The sequence below is a fragment of the Dechloromonas sp. TW-R-39-2 genome, assembly GCF_016864195.1.
Lineage (GTDB): Bacteria > Pseudomonadota > Gammaproteobacteria > Burkholderiales > Rhodocyclaceae > Azonexus.
In genome coordinates this window covers 1104580-1130537 of sequence record NZ_CP045202.1, presented here as the reverse complement: position 1 = coordinate 1130537, position 25958 = coordinate 1104580, and the positions used below count along the sequence as shown (strand labels likewise).

The 25958-nt window shown below is 59.6% G+C and carries 23 protein-coding genes, 1 tRNA gene and 1 pseudogene; 13 read left to right on the top strand and 12 right to left on the bottom strand.

The window, feature by feature from the left end:
• Nucleotides 1-4: 4 nt before the first annotated feature.
• Together aceF and aceE are read right to left on the bottom strand one after the other, a co-directional pair.
• Nucleotides 5-1636, bottom strand: a complete 1632-nt coding sequence (aceF, locus tag GBK02_RS05520) for a dihydrolipoyllysine-residue acetyltransferase (protein WP_203468741.1) — start codon at nt 1634-1636, stop codon at nt 5-7.
• Between the two features lie 12 nt (nt 1637-1648).
• Nucleotides 1649-4324 carry a pyruvate dehydrogenase (acetyl-transferring), homodimeric type gene (gene aceE / locus GBK02_RS05515; protein ID WP_203468740.1) on the bottom strand — a complete coding sequence of 892 codons (2676 nt, stop codon included), beginning with the start codon at nt 4322-4324 and terminating at the stop codon, nt 1649-1651.
• A gap of 281 nt (nt 4325-4605) precedes the next feature.
• Between aceE and GBK02_RS05510 the strand changes: the two genes are divergently transcribed.
• The 7 genes from GBK02_RS05510 to GBK02_RS05480 all read left to right on the top strand — a co-directional run bounded on the left by GBK02_RS05510 (nt 4606) and on the right by GBK02_RS05480 (nt 10792).
• A complete protein-coding gene (locus GBK02_RS05510; RefSeq protein WP_203468739.1) occupies nt 4606-6477 on the top strand; it encodes a thiamine pyrophosphate-dependent enzyme in 1872 nt (623 codons plus the stop codon).
• 2 nt (nt 6478-6479) lie between these two features.
• A complete protein-coding gene (locus tag GBK02_RS05505; protein WP_203468738.1) occupies nt 6480-7091 on the top strand; it encodes an indolepyruvate oxidoreductase subunit beta in 612 nt (203 codons plus the stop codon).
• Nucleotides 7092-7165: 74 nt separating this feature from the next.
• Nucleotides 7166-8020 carry a bifunctional methylenetetrahydrofolate dehydrogenase/methenyltetrahydrofolate cyclohydrolase FolD gene (gene folD / locus GBK02_RS05500; protein ID WP_203468737.1) on the top strand — a complete coding sequence of 285 codons (855 nt, stop codon included), beginning with the start codon at nt 7166-7168 and terminating at the stop codon, nt 8018-8020.
• Nucleotides 8021-8518 (top strand): 5-(carboxyamino)imidazole ribonucleotide mutase, encoded by a 498-nt coding sequence (purE, locus tag GBK02_RS05495; RefSeq protein WP_203468736.1) that lies wholly within the window; start codon nt 8021-8023, stop codon nt 8516-8518.
• Nucleotides 8519-8534: 16 nt separating this feature from the next.
• Nucleotides 8535-9677: a 5-(carboxyamino)imidazole ribonucleotide synthase gene (locus GBK02_RS05490; protein WP_203469308.1), complete on the top strand. Its 1143-nt coding sequence runs from the start codon at nt 8535-8537 to the stop codon at nt 9675-9677.
• Nucleotides 9674-10669 carry an L-threonylcarbamoyladenylate synthase gene (locus GBK02_RS05485; RefSeq protein WP_203468735.1) on the top strand — a complete coding sequence of 332 codons (996 nt, stop codon included), beginning with the start codon at nt 9674-9676 and terminating at the stop codon, nt 10667-10669. Before GBK02_RS05490 ends, GBK02_RS05485 begins: the two co-directional genes overlap by 4 nt.
• Nucleotides 10670-10716: 47 nt before the next feature.
• Nucleotides 10717-10792: transfer RNA gene (locus tag GBK02_RS05480), tRNA-Ala, on the top strand.
• A 260-nt stretch (nt 10793-11052) separates the two neighbouring features.
• Here GBK02_RS05480 and GBK02_RS05475 read toward each other — a convergent pair.
• Nucleotides 11053-11427 (bottom strand): KilA-N domain-containing protein, encoded by a 375-nt coding sequence (locus GBK02_RS05475; RefSeq protein ID WP_256435916.1) that lies wholly within the window; start codon nt 11425-11427, stop codon nt 11053-11055.
• 127 nt (nt 11428-11554) lie between these two features.
• Between GBK02_RS05475 and GBK02_RS05470 the strand changes: the two genes are divergently transcribed.
• The gene (locus GBK02_RS05470; RefSeq protein ID WP_203468733.1) at nt 11555-12013 is read left to right on the top strand and encodes a hypothetical protein; all 459 of its coding nucleotides are present in this window, start codon (nt 11555-11557) and stop codon (nt 12011-12013) included.
• Nucleotides 12014-12396: 383 nt separating this feature from the next.
• On the top strand, nt 12397-12660 hold the full coding sequence (locus tag GBK02_RS05465) for a hypothetical protein (protein WP_203468732.1): 264 nt from the start codon (nt 12397-12399) through the stop codon (nt 12658-12660).
• A gap of 104 nt (nt 12661-12764) precedes the next feature.
• Here GBK02_RS05465 and GBK02_RS05460 read toward each other — a convergent pair.
• The 3 genes and pseudogenes from GBK02_RS05460 to GBK02_RS05450 all read right to left on the bottom strand — a co-directional run.
• Nucleotides 12765-12947, bottom strand: a pseudogene (locus GBK02_RS05460) (Bro-N domain-containing protein); the annotation flags it as partial.
• Between the two features lie 133 nt (nt 12948-13080).
• Nucleotides 13081-13854, bottom strand: a complete 774-nt coding sequence (locus tag GBK02_RS05455; RefSeq protein WP_203468730.1) for a sulfite exporter TauE/SafE family protein — start codon at nt 13852-13854, stop codon at nt 13081-13083.
• Between the two features lie 29 nt (nt 13855-13883).
• Nucleotides 13884-14972: a tartrate dehydrogenase gene (locus GBK02_RS05450; protein WP_203468729.1), complete on the bottom strand. Its 1089-nt coding sequence runs from the start codon at nt 14970-14972 to the stop codon at nt 13884-13886.
• Nucleotides 14973-15072: 100 nt separating this feature from the next.
• On the opposite strand from GBK02_RS05450, the gene GBK02_RS05445 reads away from it, so the two are divergent.
• Nucleotides 15073-16005: a LysR family transcriptional regulator gene (locus tag GBK02_RS05445; protein ID WP_203468728.1), complete on the top strand. Its 933-nt coding sequence runs from the start codon at nt 15073-15075 to the stop codon at nt 16003-16005.
• 18 nt (nt 16006-16023) lie between these two features.
• Here GBK02_RS05445 and GBK02_RS05440 read toward each other — a convergent pair whose 3' ends face one another.
• Nucleotides 16024-16914 (bottom strand): LysR family transcriptional regulator, encoded by an 891-nt coding sequence (locus tag GBK02_RS05440; RefSeq protein ID WP_203468727.1) that lies wholly within the window; start codon nt 16912-16914, stop codon nt 16024-16026.
• Complete coding sequence (locus GBK02_RS05435; RefSeq protein ID WP_203468726.1) at nt 16911-18251, bottom strand: sigma-54-dependent Fis family transcriptional regulator; 1341 nt, start codon at nt 18249-18251, stop codon at nt 16911-16913. The genes GBK02_RS05440 and GBK02_RS05435 overlap by 4 nt, the downstream gene beginning before the upstream one ends.
• Nucleotides 18252-18591: 340 nt before the next feature.
• Here GBK02_RS05435 and ccoG point away from each other — a divergent pair, with 340 nt between their 5' ends.
• From ccoG to GBK02_RS05420, 3 genes are read left to right on the top strand one after another with little or no spacing between them, the layout of a single operon-like run.
• A complete protein-coding gene (ccoG, locus tag GBK02_RS05430) occupies nt 18592-20004 on the top strand; it encodes a cytochrome c oxidase accessory protein CcoG (RefSeq protein ID WP_203468725.1) in 1413 nt (470 codons plus the stop codon).
• A 10-nt stretch (nt 20005-20014) separates the two neighbouring features.
• Complete coding sequence (locus GBK02_RS05425) at nt 20015-20266, top strand: hypothetical protein (RefSeq protein WP_203468724.1); 252 nt, start codon at nt 20015-20017, stop codon at nt 20264-20266.
• The gene (locus tag GBK02_RS05420; RefSeq protein WP_203468723.1) at nt 20266-23403 is read left to right on the top strand and encodes an EAL domain-containing protein; all 3138 of its coding nucleotides are present in this window, start codon (nt 20266-20268) and stop codon (nt 23401-23403) included. The genes GBK02_RS05425 and GBK02_RS05420 overlap by 1 nt, the downstream gene beginning before the upstream one ends.
• A gap of 41 nt (nt 23404-23444) precedes the next feature.
• Here the strand turns inward: GBK02_RS05420 and GBK02_RS05415 are convergent, their stop codons facing one another.
• From GBK02_RS05415 to GBK02_RS05400, 4 genes are read right to left on the bottom strand one after another with little or no spacing between them, the layout of a single operon-like run.
• Entirely contained in the window at nt 23445-23660 is a 216-nt protein-coding gene (locus GBK02_RS05415) for an RNA-binding S4 domain-containing protein (protein WP_203468722.1), read from the bottom strand.
• Nucleotides 23657-24307 carry a lactate utilization protein C gene (locus tag GBK02_RS05410; protein ID WP_203468721.1) on the bottom strand — a complete coding sequence of 217 codons (651 nt, stop codon included), beginning with the start codon at nt 24305-24307 and terminating at the stop codon, nt 23657-23659. Before GBK02_RS05410 ends, GBK02_RS05415 begins: the two co-directional genes overlap by 4 nt.
• Entirely contained in the window at nt 24304-25260 is a 957-nt protein-coding gene (locus GBK02_RS05405; RefSeq protein WP_203468720.1) for a D-2-hydroxyacid dehydrogenase, read from the bottom strand. The genes GBK02_RS05410 and GBK02_RS05405 overlap by 4 nt, the downstream gene beginning before the upstream one ends.
• Nucleotides 25260-25958, bottom strand: a complete 699-nt coding sequence (locus GBK02_RS05400) for an aldehyde dehydrogenase family protein (protein ID WP_203468719.1) — start codon at nt 25956-25958, stop codon at nt 25260-25262. Before GBK02_RS05400 ends, GBK02_RS05405 begins: the two co-directional genes overlap by 1 nt.

Below are 25958 nucleotides of genomic sequence, written 5' to 3'. Positions count from 1 at the left end.
CCCCTTAGACGATCATGCGGCGCATGTCGGCCAGCAGTTCGGCGACATAGACGTTGAAGCGGGTGGCCAGCGCGCCATCGATCACGCGATGGTCGGCGGTCAGCGATAGCGGCAGGGTCAGGCGCGGCACGAATTGCTTGCCGTCCCAGACCGGCTTCATGGCCGATTTGTTGACGCCGAGGATGGCGACTTCCGGCGCATTGACGATCGGTGCGAAGTAAGTGCCACCGATGCCGCCCAGGCTGGAAATCGTGAAGCAAGCACCGGACATATCGGCCGGCTTGAGCTTGCCGTCGCGCGCTTGCTTGGCCAGTTCGCCGGATTCCTTGGCGATTTCGAAGACGCCCTTCTTGTCGGCGTTCTTGATCACCGGGACGACCAGGCCGTTCGGCGTGTCAGCGGCGAAGCCGATGTTGAAATACTTCTTCAGCACCAGGTTGTCGCCGTCGAGCGAGGCGTTGAATTCCGGAAAGCGCTGCATCGCCTTGACGCAAGCCTTGATCAGGAAGGCGAGCATGGTCAGCTTGTTGCCGGACTTCTCGTTTTCCTTGTTCAACTGAACGCGGAAGGCTTCCAGATCGGTAATATCGGCATCTTCGTGATAAGTCACGGCCGGAATCATCACCCAGTTGCGCGACAGGTTCTGGCCGGAAATCTTCTTGATGCGCGACAGCGGCTTGACCTCGATCTCGCCGAACTTGGCGAAATCAACCTTCGGCCAGGGCAACAGATCGAGCACGCCACCACCTGTCACGCCACCAGCCGCTGAAGCAACCGGACCGGAAATGGCACCGGACATGACGCCCTTGACGTATTTGGTCAGGTCTTCCTTGACGATACGGTTCTTCGGACCGGTCGCCGGCACCTTGGACAGATCGACACCGAGTTCGCGAGCATAAGCACGGACCGACGGCGAAGCATGCACCTTGGCACCGAGCGGCAGAGCCGGAGCCAGTGCCGCCGGGGCTGCTGCGGTCGACGCGGCAACCGGGGCAGAAACCGCAGCCGGAGCGGCGGCGGCAACCGGCGCAGCGGCTTGGGCGACAGGCGCGGCAGCCGGAGCCGAAGCACCGGTTTCAACCTTGATCAAAACAGCGCCTTCACCCACCTTGGAACCAAGCTGGATCAGAACTTCCTTGACCGTACCGGCCACCGTCGAAGGCACATCCATCGTCGCCTTGTCGGATTCCAGAGTAACAATCGCGTCGTCGACCTTAATCGTATCGCCAACCTTGACGAACAATTCGATGACCGGTACTTCGGCGAAATCGCCAATATCCGGCACCTTGACTTCAACCACACCGCCGCCGGCAGCAGCCGGTGCGGCGGCAGGCGCAGCCACCGGAGCCGAGGCAGCCGCCTGGGCTGCCGGCGCTGGCGCAGCAGCAGCCACACCACCGGTTTCAACCTTGATCAGCAGCGCGCCTTCGCCCACCTTGGAACCGAGCTGGACCAAAACTTCCTTGACGATGCCGTCGACCGTGGAAGGCACGTCCATCGTCGCCTTGTCGGATTCGAGGGTAACAATGGCATCGTCGACCTTGATGCTGTCGCCGACTTTGACGAACAGTTCAATGACCGGAACGCTTTCGAAGTCGCCGATATCGGGGACTGTGACTTCAATGATTTGGCTCATGTTGTCTCTCCCTTAAACGCTCAGCGGATTCGGCTTGTTCGGATCAAGGTTGTACTTGACCAGGGCGGCAGCGACGACTTCACGCTTGATTTCACCGTTGTCGGCCAGCGCCTTGAGGGCAGCCAGCGTGACCCAGTGACGATCGACTTCGAAGTGGTGACGCAGCTTCTCGCGGGTGTCCGAACGGCCGAAACCATCGGTGCCCAGCGTGACGTACGGTGCCTTGACGAACGGACGGATCTGCTCGGAGAACAGCTTGATGTAGTCGGTCGAGGCGATGACCGGGCCCTTGGCGCCAGCCAGTTTCTGTTCGACATGCGACAGCTTCGGCTCTTCCAGCGGATGCAGCAGGTTCCAGCGCTGGACGTCCTGGCCGTTGCGGGCCAGTTCGTTCATGCTCGGGCAGCCCCACAGGTCGGACTCGACACCCCAGTCGGCCTTGAGCAGGTCGGCAGCGGCGATGACTTCGCGGAAGATGGTGCCGGAACCGAGCAGTTGAACGCGCGGGCCAGCCGATTCGCCACCCTGCTTGAACAGGTACATGCCCTTGATGATATCGGCTTCGGCGCCGACCGGCATTTCCGGATGCTCGTAGTTTTCGTTCATTACCGTCAGGTAATAGAACACGTCTTCCTGCTCGGCGAACATGCGGCGCATGCCGTCCTGGGTGACCACGGCGACTTCGTACTGGAAGGTCGGGTCGTAGGAGATGCAGTTCGGAATCAGGTTGGAGAGGATCAGGCTGTGCCCGTCTTCGTGCTGCAGACCTTCGCCGTTCAGCGTGGTGCGACCGGCAGTACCGCCGATCAGGAAGCCACGGGCGCGTTGGTCGCCAGCTGCCCAGCACAGGTCGAGCACACGCTGCATGCCGAACATCGAGTAGCAGATGTAGAACGGAATGGTCTGGACGTTATGCACGGAATACGAGGTGGCGGCGGCGATCCAGTCGCTCATCGCGCCGGATTCGTTGATGCCTTCCTGCAGCACCTGGCCGGTCTTCGATTCCTTGTAGAACATCAGCTGGTCATGGTCTTCCGGCACATAGTTCTGGCCTTCCTGATTCCAGATGCCGACCGAGCGGAACATGCCTTCCATGCCGAAGGTGCGGGATTCGTCCGGCACGATGGGCACGACGTTCTTGCCGACATTTTTGTCCTTCAACATCATGTTCATGATGCGGACGATGGCCATCGTCGTGGACAATTCACGGCCTTCACCGGAAGCCTTGAGCAGGGCGGCAAAGGTGTCGAGCGCCGGAACCTGCAGCGGATCGGCCTTTCGGCGGCGCTGCGGCAGGAAACCGCCGAGGTCCATGCGACGCTGGCGCATGTACTTGTATTCCTCGGAATCTTCCGGGAAGGTCAGGTACGGCAGCTCTTCCAGCTTGTCGTCCGGTACCGGCAGGTTGAAACGATCGCGGAAACGGGCGATCTGATCCTTGTCCATCTTCTTGGTCTGGTGCGAGGTGTTCATCGCTTCGCCAGCCTGGCCCATGCCGAAACCCTTGATGGTCTTGGCCAGGATCAGGGTCGGCGCACCCTTGGTCTTGGTGGCGCGATCGTAGGCGGCAAAAATCTTGAAGATGTCGTGGCCGCCACGGTTCAGCGCCCAAACTTCATCGTCGGTCCAGTCGGCAACCAGCTCACGCAGTTCCGGCGTGTTGAAGAAATGCTCACGCACGTAGGCGCCGTTCTTGGCCTTGAAGGTTTGATACTGGCCGTCGACCAGTTCCATCATGCGTTTCTTGAGGATGCCCTTCTTGTCGCGCTGGAAGAGCGCATCCCAATGCGTGCCCCAGACCAGCTTGATGACGTTCCAGCCGGCACCGCGGAATTCGGATTCGAGTTCCTGGATGATCTTGCCGTTGCCGCGCACCGGGCCATCCAGACGCTGCAGGTTGCAGTTGATGACGAAAATCAGGTTGTCGAGCTTTTCGCGACCGGCCATGCCGATGGCGCCGAGCGATTCGACTTCGTCCGTCTCGCCGTCGCCGAGGAAGGCCCAGACCTTGCGATCACCGGCCTTGGCCAGGCCGCGCGAGTCGAGGTACTTCATGAAGCGGGCCTGGTAGATCGCCTGGATCGGGCCGAGGCCCATGGAAACGGTCGGGAACTGCCAGAAATCCGGCATCAGCCAGGGGTGCGGGTAGGACGAAATGCCCTTGCCGTCGGTTTCCTGACGGAAGTTGTCGAGCTGGCTTTCGGTCAGACGACCGAGCATGAAGGCGCGCGAGTAAACGCCCGGCACGGAGTGGCCCTGGAAGAAGATCAGGTCGCCGCCGGACGGATCATTGATGCTGCGCCAGAAATGCGAGAAGCCGACGTCGTAAAGCGCGGCAGCGGAAGCGAAGGAAGCAATATGGCCACCGACGTTGGTTTCCTTGTTGGCGCGCACGACCATGGCCATGGCGTTCCAGCGGATGTAGCTGTGAATCTTGATTTCCATGTCCGCATTGCCGGGGTATTTCGGCTGCTGATCGGCGGGAATGGTGTTGATGTATTCGGTATTGGCCGAGTAAGGCAGGTCAACGCCGGCTTCGCGGGCCTGGCCGATGACCTTTTCGATCAAGTAGTGAGCGCGCTCAGCGCCTTCCTGGGTGATGACGCCATCGAGCGCCTCCATCCATTCTTTGGTTTCCTGGGGATCTACGTCCGTCGGGTCAGGTAGGGCATTCGGCTGGTTGGCCATCTTTCGTCTCCAAAAAGGTTGGTTGTCTTCTTGTCGTGCCTGCTTAGCCCGACAACTTTAACTCTTGCTTCTTGCTGCGCGAATCCGTGTTTACACCTATGCGGTATTTCGCATTGTAAAAACAAAAATCATAATGCGCAATATTATGGATATCCCTAATGCAAAAAATCCCACCCGAAAGTGAGACAAAAAAAATCTGACAATGAGTTGCGCTGTATCAAATTGCGGCATCACCGAGTTCTTATAATCGAAAGCTTTTGTCATCGATCTCAGGAGCCTCCATGGCAGCAGTGATGCCCGCACCGGCCGCAAGCCGGTTGCTCATGTCCGGTAACGAAGCCGTCGCCCGCGCCGTCTGGGAGTCAGGCGTCAAGGTAGCCGCCGCCTACCCCGGCACCCCGTCGACCGAAATGCTCGAAGTCATTTCGACCTACCCGGACCTCTACGCCGAATGGTCGGTCAATGAAAAGGTTTCGCTGGAGGTCGCCATCGGCGCCGCCTACGCCGGATCGCGTGCCTTCTGCTGTATGAAGCATGTCGGCATGAACGTCGCCTCCGACGCGCTGATGACGCTGACCCTGACCGGCGTGATCGGCGGACTGGTCATCGCCATTGCCGACGACGTTGGCCTCTCCTCCTCGCAGAACGAGCAGGATTCGCGCTACTGGGGTCGCTTTGCCCACCTGCCCGTCCTCGAACCGGCCGATTCGCAGGAAGCCTATGCGATGACCAAGGTCGGCTTCGAGCTGTCCGAACGCTTCCAGGTCCCGGTCATCCTGCGCATGACGACGCGGATCAATCACGTCAAGTCGGTCGTCGAAGTCGGTGAGCGCGAAGCTTTCGCCGGCGCCGGCTTCAAGAAGGAACCGGCACGCTTCGTGATGGTGCCGGGCAACGCCGGCAAGCGCATTCCGCTGATGTTCAAGCGCGACAATGAACTGCGCGCCCTGGCCGAGCAATCGCCGCTCAATTTCATTGAGGACGGCAGCGACAAGCGGGTTGGCTTCATCGCCTCCGGCCCAGCCTACATGCACGTCAAGGAATCCTTCCCGAACGCACCGGTGCTCAAGCTCGGCCTGTCCTGCCCGGTACCGTTCGAAAAATGCCGCGAATTGGCGGCCCTGGTCGACCAGGTCGTTGTCGTCGAGGAGGTCGAGCCGCTGGTTGAAACCGAGCTCAAGGCCCAGGGCCTCAAGGTGCTCGGCAAAGAGATCCTGCCGCCGCAGGGCGAACTCGCCCCCAATGTGCTGCGCCCGGCCATTGCCCGTTTACTGGGTGAAAATGTGCCGGTAACGACGTCGACCGCAGCAGTCCAGATTTTCCCCCGGCCGCCGACGATGTGCGTCGCCTGCCCGCACCTCGGCGTCTATTACACCCTTTCCCAGGTCCGCAACCTGACCATTTCCGGCGATATCGGCTGTTACACGCTGGGTGCCGGCCACCCGTGGAATGCGCTCGACACCTGCGTTTCGATGGGCGCCTCGATGGGCATTGCACACGGCATGGACAAGGGGCGCGGCGAGGCCGACAAGGACAAGCGGATCGTTGCCGTGATCGGCGACTCGACTTTCCTGCACATGGGCATGCAAGGCCTGCTCGACATGGTCTACAACAAGGGCAACGTTACCGTGCTGCTGCTCGACAACCGTGCGGTCGGCATGACCGGCGGCCAGGACAATCCGGGCAACGGCCGCGACATCTACGGCGACGATGCGCCGCGCATCGACTTCGCCAAGCTGGTCGCCGCCCTGGGCGTCAAGGAAGAGCGGATTCACACGGTCAACCCGTATGAATTGCCAGTTTTGTTCAAGACCATCCGTGACGAAGTCAAAGTCCCCGAAGTCTCGGTCATCATCACCGACCAGCCTTGCGTGCTGATCAAGGACTATCACAAGCTCAAGCCCTTCGAAGTGCTCGACGACAAGTGCACCGGCTGCGGCAATTGCCTCGACGTCGGCTGCCCGGCCATCCACGTCACGCGACGCGGCAAGGAGATCAAGGCCTCCGGTCGCGAGGTCGACCTGGCCTTCGTGCGGATCGAAAGCTCGGTGTGCACCGGCTGCGGCCTCTGCGTCCAGCCCTGCGCACCGGACGCCATCGTGCATCACGTGCCGGTTTCACCGATCAAGCTGATCAAGAACTGCGGAGCCTGAAGATGAGCGAAAACACCAACATTCTCGTCGTCGGCATTGGCGGCCAGGGCGTCATGACTGCGACGGAAATCCTCGCCGAGGCAGCCATCGCCATGGGCCACGACGCCAAGAAAACCGAAGTTGCCGGCATGGCTCAGCGCGGCGGCGTCGTTTCCTCGCACCTGCGCTTCGGCCAGAAAGTGCTTTCACCGCAGATCACGCCCGGCACCGCCGAAGTCCTGCTCGGTTTCGAGTCGGCCGAAGCGCTGCGCTGGCAGCACATGCTGCGTCCCGGCGGCATCACGCTGATGAATACGGCGCGCCTCGTGCCACCGGTCGTTGAACTCGGCCTGTTCGATTACCCGACCGACCCGCTGGCCGAAATTCGCCAGATGGGCAACAAGGTCGTCGCTTTCGACGCCACCTCGATCGCCCAGGAACTCGGTGACATCCGCCTTGGCAATACCGTGATGCTCGGCGCCATTGCCGACCATCTCCCCTTCCCGGCTGAGGTTCTGCTCGACTGCGTACTCAAGCGCTTCCAGCGCAAGGGCGAGAAGCTGGTCGAGCTGAATCGCCGGGCTTTCGAAGCCGGACGCAGCGCCGTCGGGGCAGCCGAAGCAGCCTGCGCGTAATCTGGTAAAATACCCGGCTATTCAAAAGGGAAAGGCGCCCGCCTTTCCCCTTTTCATTTTTGTTGGATGCGACGATGACGGCACAAATTATCGATGGCAAGGCCCTCGCCGAGGAACTGCGCCAGAGCTTCAAGGCTCGTGTGGAGGCACTCACCGCCAAGGGACAACGCCCCGGCCTGGTGGTCATTCTGGTCGGCGCCGACCCGGCCTCCGAAGTGTATGTACGCAACAAGGTCAATGGCTGCCTGGCCATCGGCATGCACTCCGAGAAGATCACCTACGACGCCACGGTCGACCAGGCCGAAGTGCTCAAAAAAATCGCCGAACTGAACGCCGATCCGGCGATTCACGGCATTCTAGTACAACTGCCGCTGCCCAAACATTTCGATGAAGAAGCCGTGCTCGAAGCCATTGCGGCCGACAAGGATGTCGATGGTTTCCACGCCGAAAACGTCGGCGCACTGGCCCAGGGCAATCCGCGCTTCATCCCCTGCACCCCGTATGGCGTGATGAAAATGTTCGAAAAAGGCAACGTCGATCTGAACGGCAAGGAAGCCGTCGTCATCGGCCGCTCGAACATTGTCGGCAAGCCGATGGCACTGCTGCTGATCAATGCCGGCGCCACCGTCACCGTCTGCAACTCGCGCACCCGCGACCTCAAATTTCACACCAGCCGGGCCGACATTCTGGTCGCCGCGGTCGGCAAGCCGAAATTCGTCACCGGCGACATGATCAAACCGGGCGCCGTCGTCATCGACGTCGGCATCAACCGCCTGCCGGACGGCAAGCTGTGTGGTGACGTCGATTACGCCAGCTGCCTTGAAGTCGCCGGCCAGATCACCCCGGTTCCGGGCGGCGTCGGCCCGATGACCATCACCATGCTGCTGGCCAACACCATCGAAGCAGCTGAACGCAAGGCAGGCATTTAAATGAGCGACCAACAGATTTCCGTCGGCATCGTCATGGGATCGGACTCTGACTGGCCGACCATGCAGGCCGCTGCCGTCATCCTCAAGGATTTCGGCGTGGCTTTCGAAGCACGCGTCGTTTCCGCCCACCGCACCCCGGATCTGCTTTTCGAATACGCCGAAACAGCCGCCCCCCGCGGTCTCAAGGCGATCATCGCCGGGGCTGGCGGCGCTGCCCACCTGCCCGGCATGCTGGCCGCCAAGACCATCGTCCCGGTGCTCGGCGTGCCGGTTCAATCGCGTGCCCTGTCCGGCGTCGACTCGCTGCATTCCATCGTCCAGATGCCGAAGGGCATCCCGGTTGCCACCTTCGCCATCGGCGAAGCCGGTGCCGCCAATGCCGCACTGTTTGCCGTGGCCATGCTGGCGAATGAAAACCCGACGCTGAACGCCAAGCTGCAAGCCTTCCGCCAGGCCCAGACCGACAAGGTCCTGGGTATGAAACTTCCCGAAGTCTGAGCCCATGTCCTCGACCATGATTCTGCCGCCCGCCACGCTGGGCATGCTCGGAGGCGGCCAGTTGGGCCGCTTCTTCGTGACAGCTGCCCATGAAATGGGCTATCAGGTCTGGGTTCTCGACCCGGACAAGAACAGCCCGGCCGGCCAGATCGCCGAACGGCATTTCTGCGTCGATTACAACGATTACGCCGCACTGGATGAGTTTGCCGCCGGTTGCGCCGCGATCACCACCGAATTCGAGAATGTTCCGGCCGACACGCTGGATTACCTCGCCAAATTCGTACCGGTTCGCCCCTCGGCCGCGGCCGTCGGCATTTGCCAGAACCGGATTGCCGAAAAGTCTTTCCTGCGCGACAACGACCTGCCGCACGGCCCGTTTGCCGCCATTCGCAGCGAAGACGACATTCGCCACGCTGACAGCACGCTCTTCCCGGCCATCCTCAAAGTCGCCCGCTTCGGCTACGACGGCAAGGGGCAAGCCACGGTCAACAACCGTGAAGAGGCTCTTTTGGCCTTCGGCCGCTTCAAGGGCGAAGCCTGCGTTCTCGAACAGCGCCTGACACTCGATTACGAAGTCTCGGTCGTTCTGGCCCGCGATGAGCAAGGCCGCGTCGCCTGCTTCCCGACCGGCGAAAACCAGCACACCAACGGCATTCTTGACGTTTCCATCGTCCCGGCCCGGGCCTCGGCCTGCGTCCGCAGCGATGCCGAGGAAGTCGCCGCGCGCATTGCCGAAAAGCTCGGCTACATCGGCACCATGGGTGTCGAATTCTTCATCAGCCGCGGCCAGCTGATCGTCAATGAAATGGCACCGCGCCCACACAACAGCGGCCATTACACGGTCGACGCCTGCATCACCAATCAATTCGAACAGCAGGTACGCGCACTCTGTGGCTTGCCGCTGGGCGAAGCACGCGCTCACTCTGCGGCTGTCATGGTCAATCTGCTCGGCGACCTGTGGTACAACGGCGAGCACTACCGCGAACCGGACTGGGCCAGCCTGCACGCCATGCCGAATCTCAAGCTGCACCTCTACGGCAAGCACCATGCCCGACCGGGTCGCAAGATGGGCCACTTCACGGTCATCGGCGACAACGCCGAAGCCGTCCAGAAGGCTGCACTGGCAGCCCGTGCAGCCATCGGCATCAAGGGCGAATGACTCCTTCCGTAGCGGATTTCGAACGGGCCGTCGCCCTTCTCCAGAGCGGCGAACTGGTCGGCCTGCCGACTGAAACCGTTTATGGCTTGGGGGCCGACGCAGCCAATCCGGCCGCCGTTGCCAAAATCTTTGCCGCCAAGGGCCGCCCGGCCGACCACCCGCTGATCGTCCATCTGGCCGGCCATGACGCGGTCGATCATTGGGCCGAGCAAGTTCCCGCCGTTGCCTGGGAACTGATGGAAATCTTCTGGCCCGGCCCGTTGACGCTCATTCTGAAGAAGCAGGCCTGGGTTCCCGACGCCGTCACCGGCGGCCAGGACACGGTCGGCCTGCGCGTCCCCGGCCACCCTGTCGCCCTTGAACTGCTCCGCCGCTTTGCCGCCGTCGCCGGCGAGCATGCCGGCATCGCCGCCCCCTCGGCCAACCGTTTTGGCCGAATCAGCCCGACCTCGGCGGCACACGTCGCCGAAGAACTGGGCGATCGGATTCCGCTCATTCTGGACGGTGGACCGTGCAAAGTCGGCATCGAATCGACCATTGTCGACTGCTCGCGCGGGGAACCCGTCGTCCTGCGGCCCGGCCACATTTCCCCTGAACACTTGCAAGCCGTGCTCGGGCGCTGCCCGAACATTGAAACGGCAAGTGGAGCGCCACGCGTCTCCGGCTCCCTGGCCGCCCACTACGCACCGCAAACGCCGATGCGCCTGGTCGCCAGCGAGCGCCTGCTCGATTTCCTCAACGCCCAGCGCCACAAAGGCGACACCTGCGGCGTCATCAGCCACAGCCAGCCGCCACAGGCCGGCATGCCGCACCCGTGGCGCATGCTGCCCGCCGACCCGGTCGGCTACGCCCACGACCTCTACGCCGCCCTGCGCGACATGGACCACGCCAACGTCAGCCTGATCGCCGTCGAAGCCCTGCCGGCCAGTCCGGCCTGGGCAGCGGTCAGCGACCGCCTGCGCCGGGCCGTTGCCGGAGCCGGCAAGGACTGAATGCCACTTTGATCGGCCACGCGTCTGAGATAGAATTTTCAGACGTCGGGCCGATAGCTCAGCTGGGAGAGCGCCGCGTTCGCAATGCGGAGGTCGTGAGTTCGATCCTCATTCGGTCCACCAACGGAAACCTTAAGAATCAGTGAGTTAAACCACACACCAACTGATCCTTTTTACTGCCTGACTCAATATTGATCACATCCAGTGTGATCAGAGTGTGATCACGCACAAGCAACCGCCTCGCGGAGTACATGATTTATAAGATGCTCCCAGGGGGCAAGAGAGCTGCGGAAAATCCCCCCCGCACCCCCTAAATGCCACAGGTGGTTTTTACCCACAAAAATTCATGTAAGCAACTGTTATAAAATGATTTTTAACAAATCTTAAGCAACCAGAGGTAGTGCTACAGCTACAGCCTCCTCCGTAGGTACAACCACAGATGTCTGAATGTTGCCCTGGAGGATGTAGTCGATCATCAGGTCACACCACACAGTGAAGCGGACATCCAGCCATTGAGCAAACCTCACCACCATCTTCGGGGGCTGGAGGGTGCCGCCGCCTTTACCCCTCTTGGAAATCCAAATGTCCGATTTTCGGATATTAAGAATTTGAGCTAAGGCTTCCATGTACTCGTTAGCGCCAGAAAGCTCAAGGAACTTTGCCGGGCGCTTACCGTACTGAGCAGCCACCGTGGTCATGTTCATATAGCCATCCTCACGGAAGACGATGGGGAGGCCGTTGGCTTCGCCTGGAGCCACTGCGTAGCGAAGTCTTTAGTGGCACCAAAGAATGCCGAAAACCATTGCTAGACAACAGAAGGCCGGCATTGGTACTTATGTCGATTGGGTGCTATCCTCTATGCTAAACATATTAAATTAAGCAAACATGAAACTCGTAGCAATTGCAGGACTTCTCCTGGTACTGGCCGGATGCGGCGGCTCCTCCACAGTGACCCGTTTTGATGCTCCGGTCCCCTCTCCGCTTCGTAGCGTTTCACTCTCCCCGATGGATGGCAACTCACCCGAAGTAACAGGGTATGTCTCCGATGCGTTTATGGTGCAAGGCGTAGCAACGGCTGGAGGGGTTCCTGCGGGGGTTCTTAAGACGGACAACGCTGACGCTGTTGTTACCTATCTGGATGTCTGGAGATGGGACTTAGCCATGTACATGCAGTCCATCACCATCAATCTTTACAATGCTCAGACGGGGCAGCTGATGGTCTCTGGTAGGTGGAAAGACTCCTTCTTCCACACCTGGAACAGAGGAGAGGCAGTTTCAAAGGAGTTGGTAGCTGAAATGATGGCTAAGCTTGGCTTGAATCCTGTCCCTGCAAAGAGCCAATAGGAACAACGGGCCACGTCAATGGATTTCCTCTTGTCATCCACCTTTAATCGTTACGAGCAAGCACTCTTGAACGAGTGTGTGCTTATTGGCACGACGGGAATAAGCCCCTTAAATATTGGTAGGGTAAACTTCGCCACAACTTACTCAACAAGCTTTTGCGAACACGTCGCTGACCTAGTGCTTCTTTACAAACAACACTTGATTGCCAATCCGACTTCCAAGTTATCTACACAATTTCTACAGTACGAAATTTATTCTTGTCGCGGCGCTGAAATGACAAGTGAGCGCGTTCGGCATCTAATTAATCACAATGTATCAAAGTTAAATAGAGCTAGCTCTTATCGCGTTCTCAACCGATTTATAGACAACAACGTGGACTCCGCATGAATCGAGTGATCCTGAAGATTGCATTCGGAATAATTGTGGGGATGGTTATTTATCCTCCTTACGAGATGCTTGGCCTTATGGATGCAAACCATGTTGTCCAAAAGGGATATGCATTTATCTTTGATTTTCCCGTTTGTTATAACAATCCAAATAACTGCGGGTTTACTACGCGGGTTGATATGGTCAGATTGCTCCTTCAAACAATATTTTTGGTGACCATTGCTGTCATATCTGGGTATGCATTTAGAGAGAGTAAGTGATCGCCATAGGATTTTTTATGGGTGCTTACCGCTCCGTATCAAAATGAGCAACACACCGGACCAAAGGGGATAGGCTCTCATTTTCCGAGCAAGGCCAGCTTTCATTACCGCGTAGGGCACAATCCGGCCACCAGGGGCATCTGACCGACAACGTAGGCACCTGTCTTGCGGATGCTGGGGAGGACCTCATTAGCGCCCCAATCCTGGAATGCTTTAGCTTGGGGCTTGTCACTCCTCATGATGAGCTTGTAGAGGTCACTTTCGGAGATGATCTCCATATCCCTCCCGGAAGACCTAGATGAGTTCTTTTTATCTTGCGGCGCTCATCACCAGCCAGTGGGTCATACACATGGCCTTGCCGTATTGTGCTTTCAGCCCCCTTCCGCTCAACGCCCGATCACCCCGCATTGTTTGTGAAAATTAGCCGAGAAGTACGGGCTTGAGCAAAAGCCAGAGCGCCGTGATCAGAATCATCCACGCAAAGGCCAGTTTCATGGTCCGCTCCGGCAGGCGATGCGCCATCGCGACGCCGCTTGAAACGGTCAATAAGCCACCAATGGCCAGAGGCAGGCCGACTGACCAATCAACCTGCTGCGCACTGCCGTAAGTCATCAGGGCGACCATCGAACACGGCGTCACCAGCGCCAGCGAAAGGCTTTGTGCCACGCTTTGTCGCTGCCCGAAAACGCCGGTGAAAAAAGGCGTCGCGACCAAGCCGCCACCTACCCCGAGCAAGCCCATGCAGGCGCCGCCGAGCAGACCGACCAGCGGCATCCAGCGAGAATCGAGACAAGCCCGGCCTTCCTCTCCGACCGGGAGTTTTCGTTTGGCCAGCATACGTAGCGCCAGAACGATCAGGAAAACGGCAAACACACTGCGCAAAACTTCGGAATTCAGACTGGTGGCCACATAAGCGACCAGCCAGGTCGTCAACGAAGCCAGGATGCCGATTTGGGCGGCGATCCGCCAGGGCACCGGGTGACGGCGCGTGTAGCGCCACCAGCCAACGAGCAGGATGGGTACCATCATCGCCAGCGATGTTCCTTGGGCCAGCGCCTGCGCCATACCCAGCGCCAAGCCGAGAAACGGGATGGCGATGATCCCGCCGCCAATGCCGAACAGGCCGCCAAAAAAGCCTAGCGCAGCCCCAAGGGCAAGCATGGTGAGCAGTTCAGGAATCGCCAGCAGGTGCACGGTCGGACTTTCCGGAAAAAACGGGTTGATCAGGGGACAAGGGATTCCAGCGCCCGGGCAATCGCCTGCCCCGCTTCGGTGGTACTTGCCGTGCCACCCATATCCGGGGTTCGCGGGCCGTCGACCAGGACAGTTTCGATCGCCTTGACCATCGCATCGTGAGCCGCCTTGTAGCGGACATCGCCATTACCGAGAAAGTCGAGCATCATCGCTCCGGACCAGATCATGGCGATCGGATTGGCAACTCCCTGCCCGGAGATATCTGGCGCCGAGCCGTGCACCGGCTCGAACAGCGATGGAAAAGTCCGCTCCGGATTAAGGTTGGCCGACGGTGCGATACCGATGGTCCCGGTACACGCCGGCCCCAGGTCGGACAGGATATCGCCGAACAGGTTGGAGGCGACAACGACATCGAAGCGTTCGGGACTCAGCACGAAGCGGGCCGTCAGGATATCGATGTGATATTTGTCCCAACGCACATCGGCATAGTCCTTGGCCATCGTTTCGACCCGCTCATCCCAGTAGGGCATGCTGATCGCGATGCCGTTCGACTTGGTCGCCGAGGTCAGGTGTCTCTTGGGGCGCGACTGCGCCAGATCAAAGGCGAAGCGAAGGATGCGGTCGACACCCTTGCGGGTGAAAATCGACTCCTGCAAAACGGTCTCACGCTCCGTCCCTTCAAACAGACGGCCACCGACCGAGGAATACTCGCCTTCGGTATTCTCCCGAACGACGAAGAAGTCGATGTCACCCACCTTCTTGTTGGCCAACGGGCAGGGCACACCCGGCATCAGGCGCACCGGACGCAGATTGACGTACTGGTCGAAGTCGCGCCGGAACTTGATCAGCGAGCCCCACAGCGAAACATGATCAGGCACGGTGGCCGGCCAGCCGACTGCGCCGAAATAGATGGCATCGAAGCCTTTCAGCTGCTCGAACCAGTCGTCCGGCATCATCTTGCCGTGCTGCAGGTAATAGTCGCAGTTGGCCCACTCGAACGTCGTGAATTCAAGATCGATTGCGAACTTTTGGGCCGCTACCTGAAGAACGCGCAGCCCTTCGGGCATGACTTCCTGACCGATACCATCACCGGCGATCACCGCGATTTTGTGCTGCATGTCGATTTCCTCTGCCCTAAGCAAAACTCTATGGCAGTCAGCTTATAGGCCACGAAAATATTTACAATTAGTGCCAATGTGAATTCCGTGGATACGATTCGTGAACGCAAAACCTCAACTTGACGATCTACGCCTGCTCTGCGTCGTCGCACGCAACCGCAGTTTTGCCGAAACCGCCCGCGAACTGGGCGTTTCCAAGGCAGTCATCAGCAAGCGCATCGCCCTGCTTGAAGCCGCGGTCCAGGAGCGGCTGTTCCATCGCACGACGCGCAATGTCTCACTGACCGCGCAGGGCGAAATCGTTCATCAATGGGCCCAGCGTATCCAGGAAGATGTCGATCTGATGGGCGAGGCCATTTCGCGCGAGAAGGCGGCGCCGAGCGGGCTGCTGCGAATTTGCAGCAGCACCGGTTTCGGGCGTAGCCGCCTGGCGCCGGCACTCTCGCAACTGGCCAGGCAATTCCCGCAATTAGAAATCCAGCTTGAGCTCTTTGATCGCCCGGTCGACCTGGTTGATGAAGGTTTTCAGCTCGACATCCGGATCGGCCAGGTCCGCGAAGGCAACGTCATCAAACGCCGGATTGCCCGAAACCAGCGGGTACTGTGCGCGGCACCGAGCTATCTTGAATGTTATGGAATGCCGCAATCTCTCGATGAATTGAAGAACCATCGCTGCATTGCCATCCGCGAACGCGATCAGGATTTCGGGCGCTGGGAACTGGATGGGCCGGACGGCCCGGTTGCCATCAAGGTGAGTGGCCCGCTCTCTGCCAACAATGGCGAAATTGTCCGCCAGTGGGCGATCGACGGGCACGGCATCATCCTGCGGTCGACCTGGGATATCCGCCGTGAAATCGAAGCCGGCCAGTTGCTACCAGTCCTGCCTCGCTATTTCCAGCAGGCCGATGTCTGGGCGGTCTATCCATCACGACTCTCGGTCTCGGCCAAGGTCAAGGTCTGCGTTGAGTTTCTCGAACAATGGTTTGCGCAGACCGGCATGAATGAAGGCTCGCCAGGCGACCAAGCTGACTGAGCGGGGCGCAGAACCGCCTCAAACAGACTGGCAGCAATGTCGCAAATGCTCGCGCAGCAAGACCACGGTTGGCGAAAGCTGGCGGCGGTCGGCGCAGACAAGCGACAGCGGTGCCAATTCGCCCTGCCATGACGGGCAAAGCTCGACCAGCCGGCCGGCGGCAAGATCCGGCGCCACGTCGAGGCGCGACTTGTAGGCAATCCCTTGACCGGACAAGGCCCAGCGACGAACGACGTCGCCATCGTCGGCCAGCCGGTTGCCGCTGACCGCCACATTGATTTTTTCATCTCCCCGACTGAATGACCACTGCTCATGCAGTTCATCGGCCAGCCGGAAGCGCAGGCAGTTGTGTGCGGGCAAGTCGAGCGGAGATGACAAATCGCCATGCTCGGCGATATAGGCCGGTGCAGCACAAAGCACACGCCGATTGTCCGGCAGCAAGGGAACGGCTACCAACGCAGAGTCGACCGGGATACCGTAGCGAATCGCCAAATCAACCGGCTGGCGATAGATATCCGCCAGCCGGTCGGAAAAATTGAGTCGCAGGCTGACTTCGGGATAGCGCAACAAAAACTCGTCCAGCCAGGCCAGCATCAAATTGCGCCCCAGATCGGAGGGCAGCGAAATTTGCAGGCTGTCGCGAATCACTTGCCGGGCACCGGACAATTGATCCCTGGCGTTGCGCAGCTCATTCAGCGCCAAACGAGCTGCGGGCAGAAAGCGCTCCCCCTCATTGCTCAGACGCAGGCTACGTGTCGAGCGCAACAACAGCACGACGCCGACCGACGCCTCCAGACGCTTCAACGCGGCGCTGGCCACGGCAGGAGAAAGATCGAGGAAACGCGCCGCAGCCGAAAGACTGCCGCTATCTGCCGCGCGAACAAAAACCTCAAGATCGCCAAGATTCATGATGCCTCCCTTTGACTGGCCAGCCCCGCCGCCCCCTGCAGCTTCCGGTAAAGCGTCCGCTGGCTGATCCCCAGCTGCTCCGCCAGCGAGGGCAGTTCAAAACCTGGCCGGGCCTTGGCCCACGTCAGGTAGCGCCGCTCAAGATCGGCTAGCGCAACGACCTGTTCCAGCTGGAAGGCATCGCCACTGGCCGGCAAAACCGCCGGCACATCGTCATCCATTTCGGACAAATGCGGCAGGTCGACCGTGTCACCGTCAGCCATCAGCGTGGCGCGCTCGATCAGGTTGCGTAACTCACGAATATTTCCGGCGTACCGTCGGGTACTCAGCCAATCCAATGCCGCCGGCGAGAAATGCCGGCCGGTCTTGCGGTCGACCCGCTCAAGCAGCGATGCAGCAAGCAAGGGAATGTCACTGGCCCGTTCGTGCAGCGCCGGCGTCCGAATCGGGAAGGTATTGATCCGAAAATAAAGATCGCGGCGAAAACTTTCGGCCTGCACCATCGCCCGCAAATCACGGTGCGTCGCCGCAATCAACCGGAAATCGACCGGCAACCAATCCAGCCCGCCGACCCGGCGATACGTCCCCGTCTCCAGCAGACGCAACAATTTGACCTGCAAGGCAAGCGGCAACTCACCGATTTCATCGAGAAACAGCGTGCCGCCGCTGGCGGCCTCAACCAGCCCCTGTTTGCGATGGGTCGCACCAGTAAACGCACCTTTTTCGTAACCGAACAACTCGCTTTCAAAAAGCGTTTCCGTCATGCCGGCACAGTCGACCGCAACAAACGGCCCATCTTCTCGAGCACTGGCCTCGTGAATGGCATGGGCGACCAGCTCCTTGCCGGTACCGGTTTCACCAAGCAGGAGGACGGCGGCATTCGAATTGGCAACCCGCAGGACTTTCTCCAGCATCCCGATGAACGCCGGTGAACGCCCGACCAGGCCTTGTGCCGCCGGCCGGCTGCTGGCCTGACGAACGACACGCATGGTTTCGACGAAATAGGCGATCTGCCCGGCACCATCCCGAATGGGCGTGGTCTGGACATCGACATGCTCCTCGCCGCGCGGGGTGTGGTGCAGATGCAGGACGCGCTGCGGCGCACCGGCCTCCAGACTCAGTTTCAGCGGACACGATTCACCCGCCTGGTCGCAGGGCACGTCAAAGTGATGGGAAACCTCGTAACAGCAACGTCCGGTGATGCTTTTCCCGGCACCAAACTCGCGGATATACGCCGCATTTGCCGCAATGATCCGGTAATCGGCATTCATCACGATACGCGGCTCAGGCAAGCCATCGAGGAAGGAAATCAGTTCGCTGAGAAAATGTGCCGTCATGCCATTTTTGTCATCAAAGCCAAGAAATTTTGCCAATATTGACAGAAAGCCCCGAAGAACACCAAGCCCGACGCCGACAAAATACGACAAGGCATTGATCAGAAAAGACTAATTCATCCGAACTAATTCAGGCACGCATCTTGATACATGATGTTCAGGAAACCGGGGAAATACCGGCTTGGCAGGCCGCTCTCCGGCCGGAAAAGCCGGTCCCGGAAAATCTGGAACAGCCGGGCAGCATTCGATTTATAGTAAGCCCCGCAGGCCTGCTTATGCAGTCCGACTGATTCATGCCAGACACCCGGTTTCCGACTTTTTGCTTTTGACGAACAGAGGATCAATGAGCCAGCCCCCAGTCAGCCCCACCCCCGAGACGCCCGTAAAAGTCTCGTTCTACGAAAAGCGCAAAAAAATCCAGGCCAAGGGAGTCCGAGGCTATTTCGACAACTGGCGGATCGCCCTTGTCCTGTTCACCCAGATTCTTTTCTACGGCGGCCTGTGGCTTGAATGGAATGGTCGCCAGGCCATCCTGCTGCACATGGTTGAACGCAAGTTCTACATCTTCGGCATGGTTTTCTGGCCACAGGATGTGATTTACCTGGCTGCCCTGCTGATCGTTTCGGCTTATGCCCTGTTCCTGGTCACCGCCATTGCCGGACGCCTGTTTTGCGGCTATGCCTGTCCACAGACGGTCTACACCCAGATTTTCATGTGGATCGAAAACTGGGTCGAAGGCGACCGCAATGCCCGCCTGAAGCTCGACAAGGCCCCGATGGATGCCCGCAAACTGCGCCTGCGCATCACCAAGCACGGGTTGTGGCTACTTTTTTCATTGATCACCGGCTTCACCCTGGTTGGCTACTTCACGCCAGTCAAGGAACTGACCGAATCGTTCATGACCTGGAACCTCGGGCCATGGGAGACTTTCTGGATCTTTTTCTACGGCGGCTTCACCTACCTGATGGCCGGTTTCATGCGCGAGCAGGTCTGCAAGCACATGTGCCCCTACGCCCGCTTCCAGAGCGTGATGTTCGACCCGGACACGCTGATCATCACCTACGACCCGGAGCGCGGCGAAACCCGTGGCGCACGCAAGAAAGGCGTCGACGCCAAGGCTGCCGGACTGGGTGATTGCGTCGATTGCGGCCAGTGCGTTGTCGTCTGCCCAACCGGCATCGACATCCGCAACGGCCTGCAATACGAGTGCATCGGGTGCGCCGCCTGTATCGACGTTTGTGACCAGGTGATGGACAAAGTCGGCCTGCCGCGTGGCCTGGTTCGCTATTCGACTGAAAACGCCATGGCCAAGCACATGACGCGCAAGGATATTTTCAGCCACATCATCCGCCCGCGCATCCTGCTGTACACCGCCATCCTGGCACTGATCACCGGCTTGAGCGCCTGGTTCCTGGTGCACCGTATCCCACTCAAGGTCGACATTATCCGCGACCGCTCAAGTCTCGCCCGCGAAGCGGACGACGGCCGCATCGAGAATGTATTCACATTGCAGATCATGAATACAGAAGAACAGGCGCATCGCTACAAAGTTACGGTCGACGGCCTCCCTGAGATCGAAATCGATGGCGCCAATGAAGTCGAAGTACCCGCCGCGACATTGCAATCCTTCATGACCGTCGTTCGCACCGCGCCGGAGGCTGGCAAGAAGGGCGCCAACCAGATTCACTTCGAGATCGTGGCGCAGGAAGACAAGGACATTCGCGTCAGGGAAAAAGCATCGTTCATGCTACCTTGAGCAATAAGCGATGAAAAAAGGGTGGGAGTTTTATCTCCCGCCCTTTTTTATTCACCAAAAACCACTCCGCCGAAACAATGCGACTCAAAAACAAGCCAAAGCCTTGCTTGATGAATATTTACAAGACCAATACAAATCCAAACGCACACCAAAGACACAGTGTCTCAAAAGCCTAGGGCACATCAAAACAAGAAGCAGTGAATTGATTTATCATTTCCTCCACAAGGTAAAAAAATATTACCGACCACACCCGGAGGATTGATGACACAAAAGCAGAAAATTCTGCTTTCGTTCGTATTGCCTGCGCTTATCGCGCTGATCACGATTGCCATTTTTCTTGAGCATTCGCACCGGAAACTGGCGGTCGAACGCTGGCCAATCGAGCACAAGGCACTGGTTCACGCCATTGCCGAGGCGATGCAGGACAAGATCGATGAAGCCCGCGCCGTGCTTGGCTATACGGCACAGCTCCGGCAATTTGCCCATCTTGAGTCAGTCGACCGCATCGATCGCACACTCAACGGTATCCCGCCCTACCTGGAAGCCGACAAACGCAAGACACTCGATATTCTGCTCAAGAACAGCCGGGGCATTTCGGCTGTTTTCATTTTGCTGCCTAACGGCGATCACTACCTATCGCACCCGTTCAGCGTGCAAAAATCGCTGAAAAAATACAACTTATCCGATCGCGCCTACTTTCAGGAAGCGCAACAAACGAAACAACCGGCCATTTCCGATAGCCTGATCGGCGCCGACGGCAAGATGGCCGTCGTGGTCGACATTCCCTTGCTCGACGCCCAGGGAGAAATTTATGCCCACCTCGGTGCCGTCGTCCTGCTCAACAAACTGTCGGCGCTGGTCAGCCCGGAGCAAATCGCTCCCTTCGATGTCGGCCTGCTGATCGACCGCCAGGGCAAACTGATCGCTCACACGGATACCAACCAGGTCGGCCCTGAAAGCCAGTTGGTCCGCTACCGGCACCCGATGCTGTCGCTCGCCGAGGAAAGACCAGGCGAGAACCATTTCAGTCGCTGGACCGACGAAAATGGCGTCGAATGGCTGAGTTTCGTCGAACACCTCGACCGCGGCTGGAGCCTGCTCCTGCAACGCCGCCTCGACAGCGTCATCGCCGAACATGCCGATGCGGTTCGCAACAGCGTCCTGATGGTTGCGCTGATCCTGCTGCTGACCGGCGGTATAGGACTGACCGTCGCCACGATTGCAACACGGCGCTGGGAAAAAGCCGATGCCGACCTGCGCCAGGCCAGGGATGGGCTGGAAAACCGCGTACTCGAACGCACCGCCGAACTGGCTCGCAGCGAACGGCAACTGGCCGCATCGCGCGATTTTTACCTATCCGTTCTGGAGAGCTTCCCCGCCCTCATCTGGCGAGCCGGGCTGGATGCGAAATGCGACTACTTCAACCGCACCTGGCTGGAATTTACCGGCCGGACGATGGAGCAGGAAATGGGCGACGGCTGGGCCGAGGGCGTTCACCCGGATGATCTGCAGCGCTGCATCGACATTTACCTTGGCGCATTTCATCATCGCCAGAATTTTTCGATGGAATACCGCCTGCGCCGTCACGATGGCGAATACCGCTGGATCACCGACATCGGACGCCCCTTCCATGACGTTAACGGGCAATTCATCGGCTACCTCGGCACCTGCTTCGATGTTTCCGAACGCCATCAGGCGGCGGAACAACTGCGTCTCGTTGCCAGCGTCTTCTCGCACACCCACGAAGGCATCATGATCACCGATGCCAACAATGTGATCATCAACGTCAATGAAGCCTTCTGCGCCATCACCGGCTACAGCCGCAGCGATGTCATTGGCCACAGCCCGAGCATGCTCAAGTCACCGCACCAGAATGTCGAGTTTTACCGGACGATGTGGAGCGAGCTGAATGCCAACGGCTATTGGCAAGGCGAAGTCTGGAACAGGAAAAAGGGCGGTGAGTTGTATGCCGAATTACTGACCATTTCCGCCGTCTTCGGCCCGGATGGTTCGCTTAACAACTATGTCGGCATCTTTGCCGACATCACGATCCAGAAGGAACACGAGCAACGGCTCGAACACCTGGCGCACTACGACCCACTGACCGGCCTGCCGAATCGCACGCTGCTCAGTGACCGACTGCACATGTCGATTGCCCAGGCCCAACGCAACAAGCATCTGCTGGCCGTCGGCCTGCTTGATCTCGATGGTTTCAAACAGGTCAACGACAAACTCGGACACGCTGCCGGCGACCAGCTACTGATCGAGTTCTCCAACCGGATGCGAACAGAACTACGCCAGACCGACACCCTGGCTCGGCTCGGAGGCGACGAATTTGTCATTCTGCTCAATGAGCTCGGCAGCATCGATGAATGCATCGAAGCGATGCGCCGCATCATTTTCAGTACCAGCCAGCCCTACATCCTGAATGACGAAATAGCGCGCATTTCAGCCAGCATCGGGATCACGATCTACCCTGACGATGGCGCAGACCCCGATTTGCTGCTGCGCCACGCCGATCAGGCGATGTACATCGCCAAGCAAAGCGGCGGCAATCGCTATTTCATGTTCGACCCGCAAAAAGACCTGGCCGCACGGGCCGAACGTTCAGCCATCGACCGCCTGGGACAAGCCCTGCTCCAACGTGAGTTCGAACTGCACTACCAGCCCAAGGTCGATATGCGGCACGGCCTTGTTGTTGGTGCCGAAGCACTGATCCGTTGGCATCATCCGGAAAAGGGGCTGGTCATGCCGGGCAATTTCCTGCCAGGCATCGAAGGCACCGACCTGTCGATCGCCCTTGGCGAATGGGTCATCGACCAGGCGCTGCGCGACCTGAACGATTGGCTTGCGCAAGGCATCGAATTGAGCGTCAGCATCAACATCTCGCCGCGCCACCTGCAGTTGCCGGATTTTGCCCAGCGCCTGGCCGGACAAATATCGGCCTACCCGGACCTGCCGGCCCACCTGATTGAACTCGAAATTCTCGAAACCGCCGCTTTGCACGATACCGAGCACGTCGCCGAAGTTATCGCGGCCTGCCGGCGCATGGGCGTCTCATTTGCCCTGGACGATTTCGGCACCGGCTACTCTTCGCTGCTCTACCTCAAGCATCTGCCGGCCAACACGCTGAAAATCGACCAGTCCTTCGTGCGCAACATGCTGCACGATCAGGAAAACCTGGCAATCGTCAAAGGGGTAATCGGCCTCGCCGAAGCCTTCAATCGAACCGTGATTGCCGAAGGCGTCGAAACCATCGAGCACGGCGACGCACTGCTCAAGCTGGGTTGCCAATTGGCACAAGGCTACGGCATCGCCCGTCCGATGCCGATGCAGGCGCTCGCCGGCTGGATCGCCGACTGGAAACAACCGGCCAGCTGGTCACAGAACAGCCACTGAGCGACAGGCCCGTGGGACCTGTCGCGCTTTGCAGACAAAAGTTACTCAGCCACCAGGACGACGCTTTCACCGGCAAAACAGACGGTCTGACCGGGACGCAATTTGGCCCGTTTTCGACTGTCGACCGCACCATCCACTTCAACCAGTCCTTCGGCAATCGCCGCATGGGCGGCACCGCCCGACTCGCACATGCCGGTCGCCTTGAGCAATTGATCAAGCTGGATGTATTCGCCGCGGACGGCAAAAGTGGCGCTCATGGTGTTTCCTCTACAAGAATCAGATGTACCCGGCATGGGCCATGCGCGCCGAGTACGATGGTTTGTTCGATATCTCCGGTCCGTGACGGCCCTGAGATGAAATTGATCGCACGCGGCATACCGGCGGACTCCCGGCGCAACAACGCAAAGGCATCCTCCATCGTCGCAACGATGCGCCCGACCGAGACCAGGGCAATGTGCGTTTCCGGCAGCAGGCTGACCGTTGCCGGCGTCCCTGGGCTGGATAACAGCATCAGTGTTCCGGTTTCGGCAATTGCACAAAAACAGCCGGAAATTCCAACCGGATCGGCGTCGACCGCAGCACGGGCGACAACGTCCAGCCCAGCCCCGGCCCATTCGAGCGCAGCCACATCATCGGTCGCCACGGCCGCGCAGCCAAGCTGCCCGGCGTGCAAGAACGCGGCCACCGCCGCCGGCACATCAGCCAGCGCAGCAACCTGCCCAACAGTGCTCGACAGGCTTTCGGCTCGAGCCCGAAAACGGCTGGCCAGCTGATCGCCGACCACCGGCTGCGGACCTCGCACCGGATTGCTCAGGCGCGCCTCGGCAGCGGCACGGCGCTCAGCAAAATCGGGCTTGCCGACACCGGCCCGAACGCGTTCGAGAATTTCGTCGCGGGCGCTCATACGAGCTGGTTTTGCGGCTGGCCCGCAACAAAAGCTTCAATATTGGCAATCAACTGATCAGCCAGCGCCCGCATCGCCGGCTGACTCGACCAGGCGACATGCGGCGTCAACATGAAATTGGGCAAAGCCAGCAATTCGGGAAACAGCATTGGATGCCCGACTGGCGGCGGTTCGGCCGTCACCACATCAAACCCGGCACCGGCAATCCAGCCTTCACGCAAAGCCTGAATCAGGGCAGCTTCATCGACCAGCCCGCCGCGCGCGGTATTGATCAAGATGGCCGAAGATTTCATCGCCTGCAGCTCGGCAGCCGCAATCAAACTGCTTGTTTCCGCCGTTAACGGGCAGTGCAGCGAAAGCGCATCGGCCTCGGCCAGCACTGTGGCGAAGGCGGTATAACCGGGGCGCACCTGTATCGCCCCTTTGCGCTCGGCCCGCAGGACACGCATGCCGAAAGCTTCGGCCAAACGGGCGACACCGTTGCCCAGACTGCCACTGCCGACCAGACCTAGTGTTGCACCATGCAAATCCTGGATCGGATGATTGAACAGGCAGAACTGTTCGGACTGCTGCCAGGCACCGGCCTGCAGCGTCGCGCGCCAGGCCAGGAGATTGCGCGACAAGGCCAGGAGCAGCGCAAAAACATGCTCCGGTACCGTGTGTTCGGCATAACCGCGAATGTTCGAAACAACGATGCCACGACGCCGGCAGGCATCCAGATCGATATGATTGGCCCCGGTGGCCGCGACAGCGATCATTTTCAGCTCAGGCAGCGCGTCGACCGCAGCAGCATCGATCGGCACCTTGTTCGTGATGGCTATCGTTGCCCCGGCCAGACGCGCAACGACATCCGCTGCCGCCGTTTTCGGATACTCAACCCAGTCGCAGTTGAAGGCCGGACGAAAAACCTCGACCGGGATCGAAGCACGATCGAGGTAAACGATGCGCTGCATCAGTCGGCCTGGGCGCAGAAGGTCTTGCCGGCGGCGGCCGCAATCGTCGCAATCTGCTCGCCCAGGGCGGCGTGGCCGACATAGACCAGGCGATCGACCGTCGAGGCGCACAGCCCTTCAATGGCTGCCGTATCGCCATGCACCAGGTTGAGAACGCCGGCCGGCCATTCGGCGCGAGACGACAGTTCGCACAAGGCAAAAATGGCCGAGGGCGCTTTCGGGCTTGGCTTGACGACAATGGTTGCACCGGCCATCAGTGCCGGCGCAGCAACTCGGGCAAAGTTGGCCAGCGGCTGCGTCGCATCGAGCACCAGCCCGATCACGCCGGTCTCGCCCACACTGGCCCCGCGCAAGGCGTCGACCGCAGCAACGACTTCAGCACTTGCCGCCGCTTCATCCAGACCCGATTCGGCGAGCAGAAGCTTGGCAAAGTGCCCGCTGTAACGATCGAGTTCGTCGGCCAGCCTGGCCAGGCAAACCCGCCGTGCCTGCAGCCCCATGTCGGCCCAGACCGACTGCGCTGCAAGCGCCGCTCCTGCAGCTTCGGCGGCTTCGGCTGCGCCGGACAGCGGCACCCGGCGGATAGCTTCGCCGGTCGCCGGATTGCTGACTTCATAAAAGCGGTCGCCGGCGGTCAGGAATGCGTGACCGTTGATCCACAAGGGAATGGCCTTCGGGCCTTCGGGAGAAAAATCCAT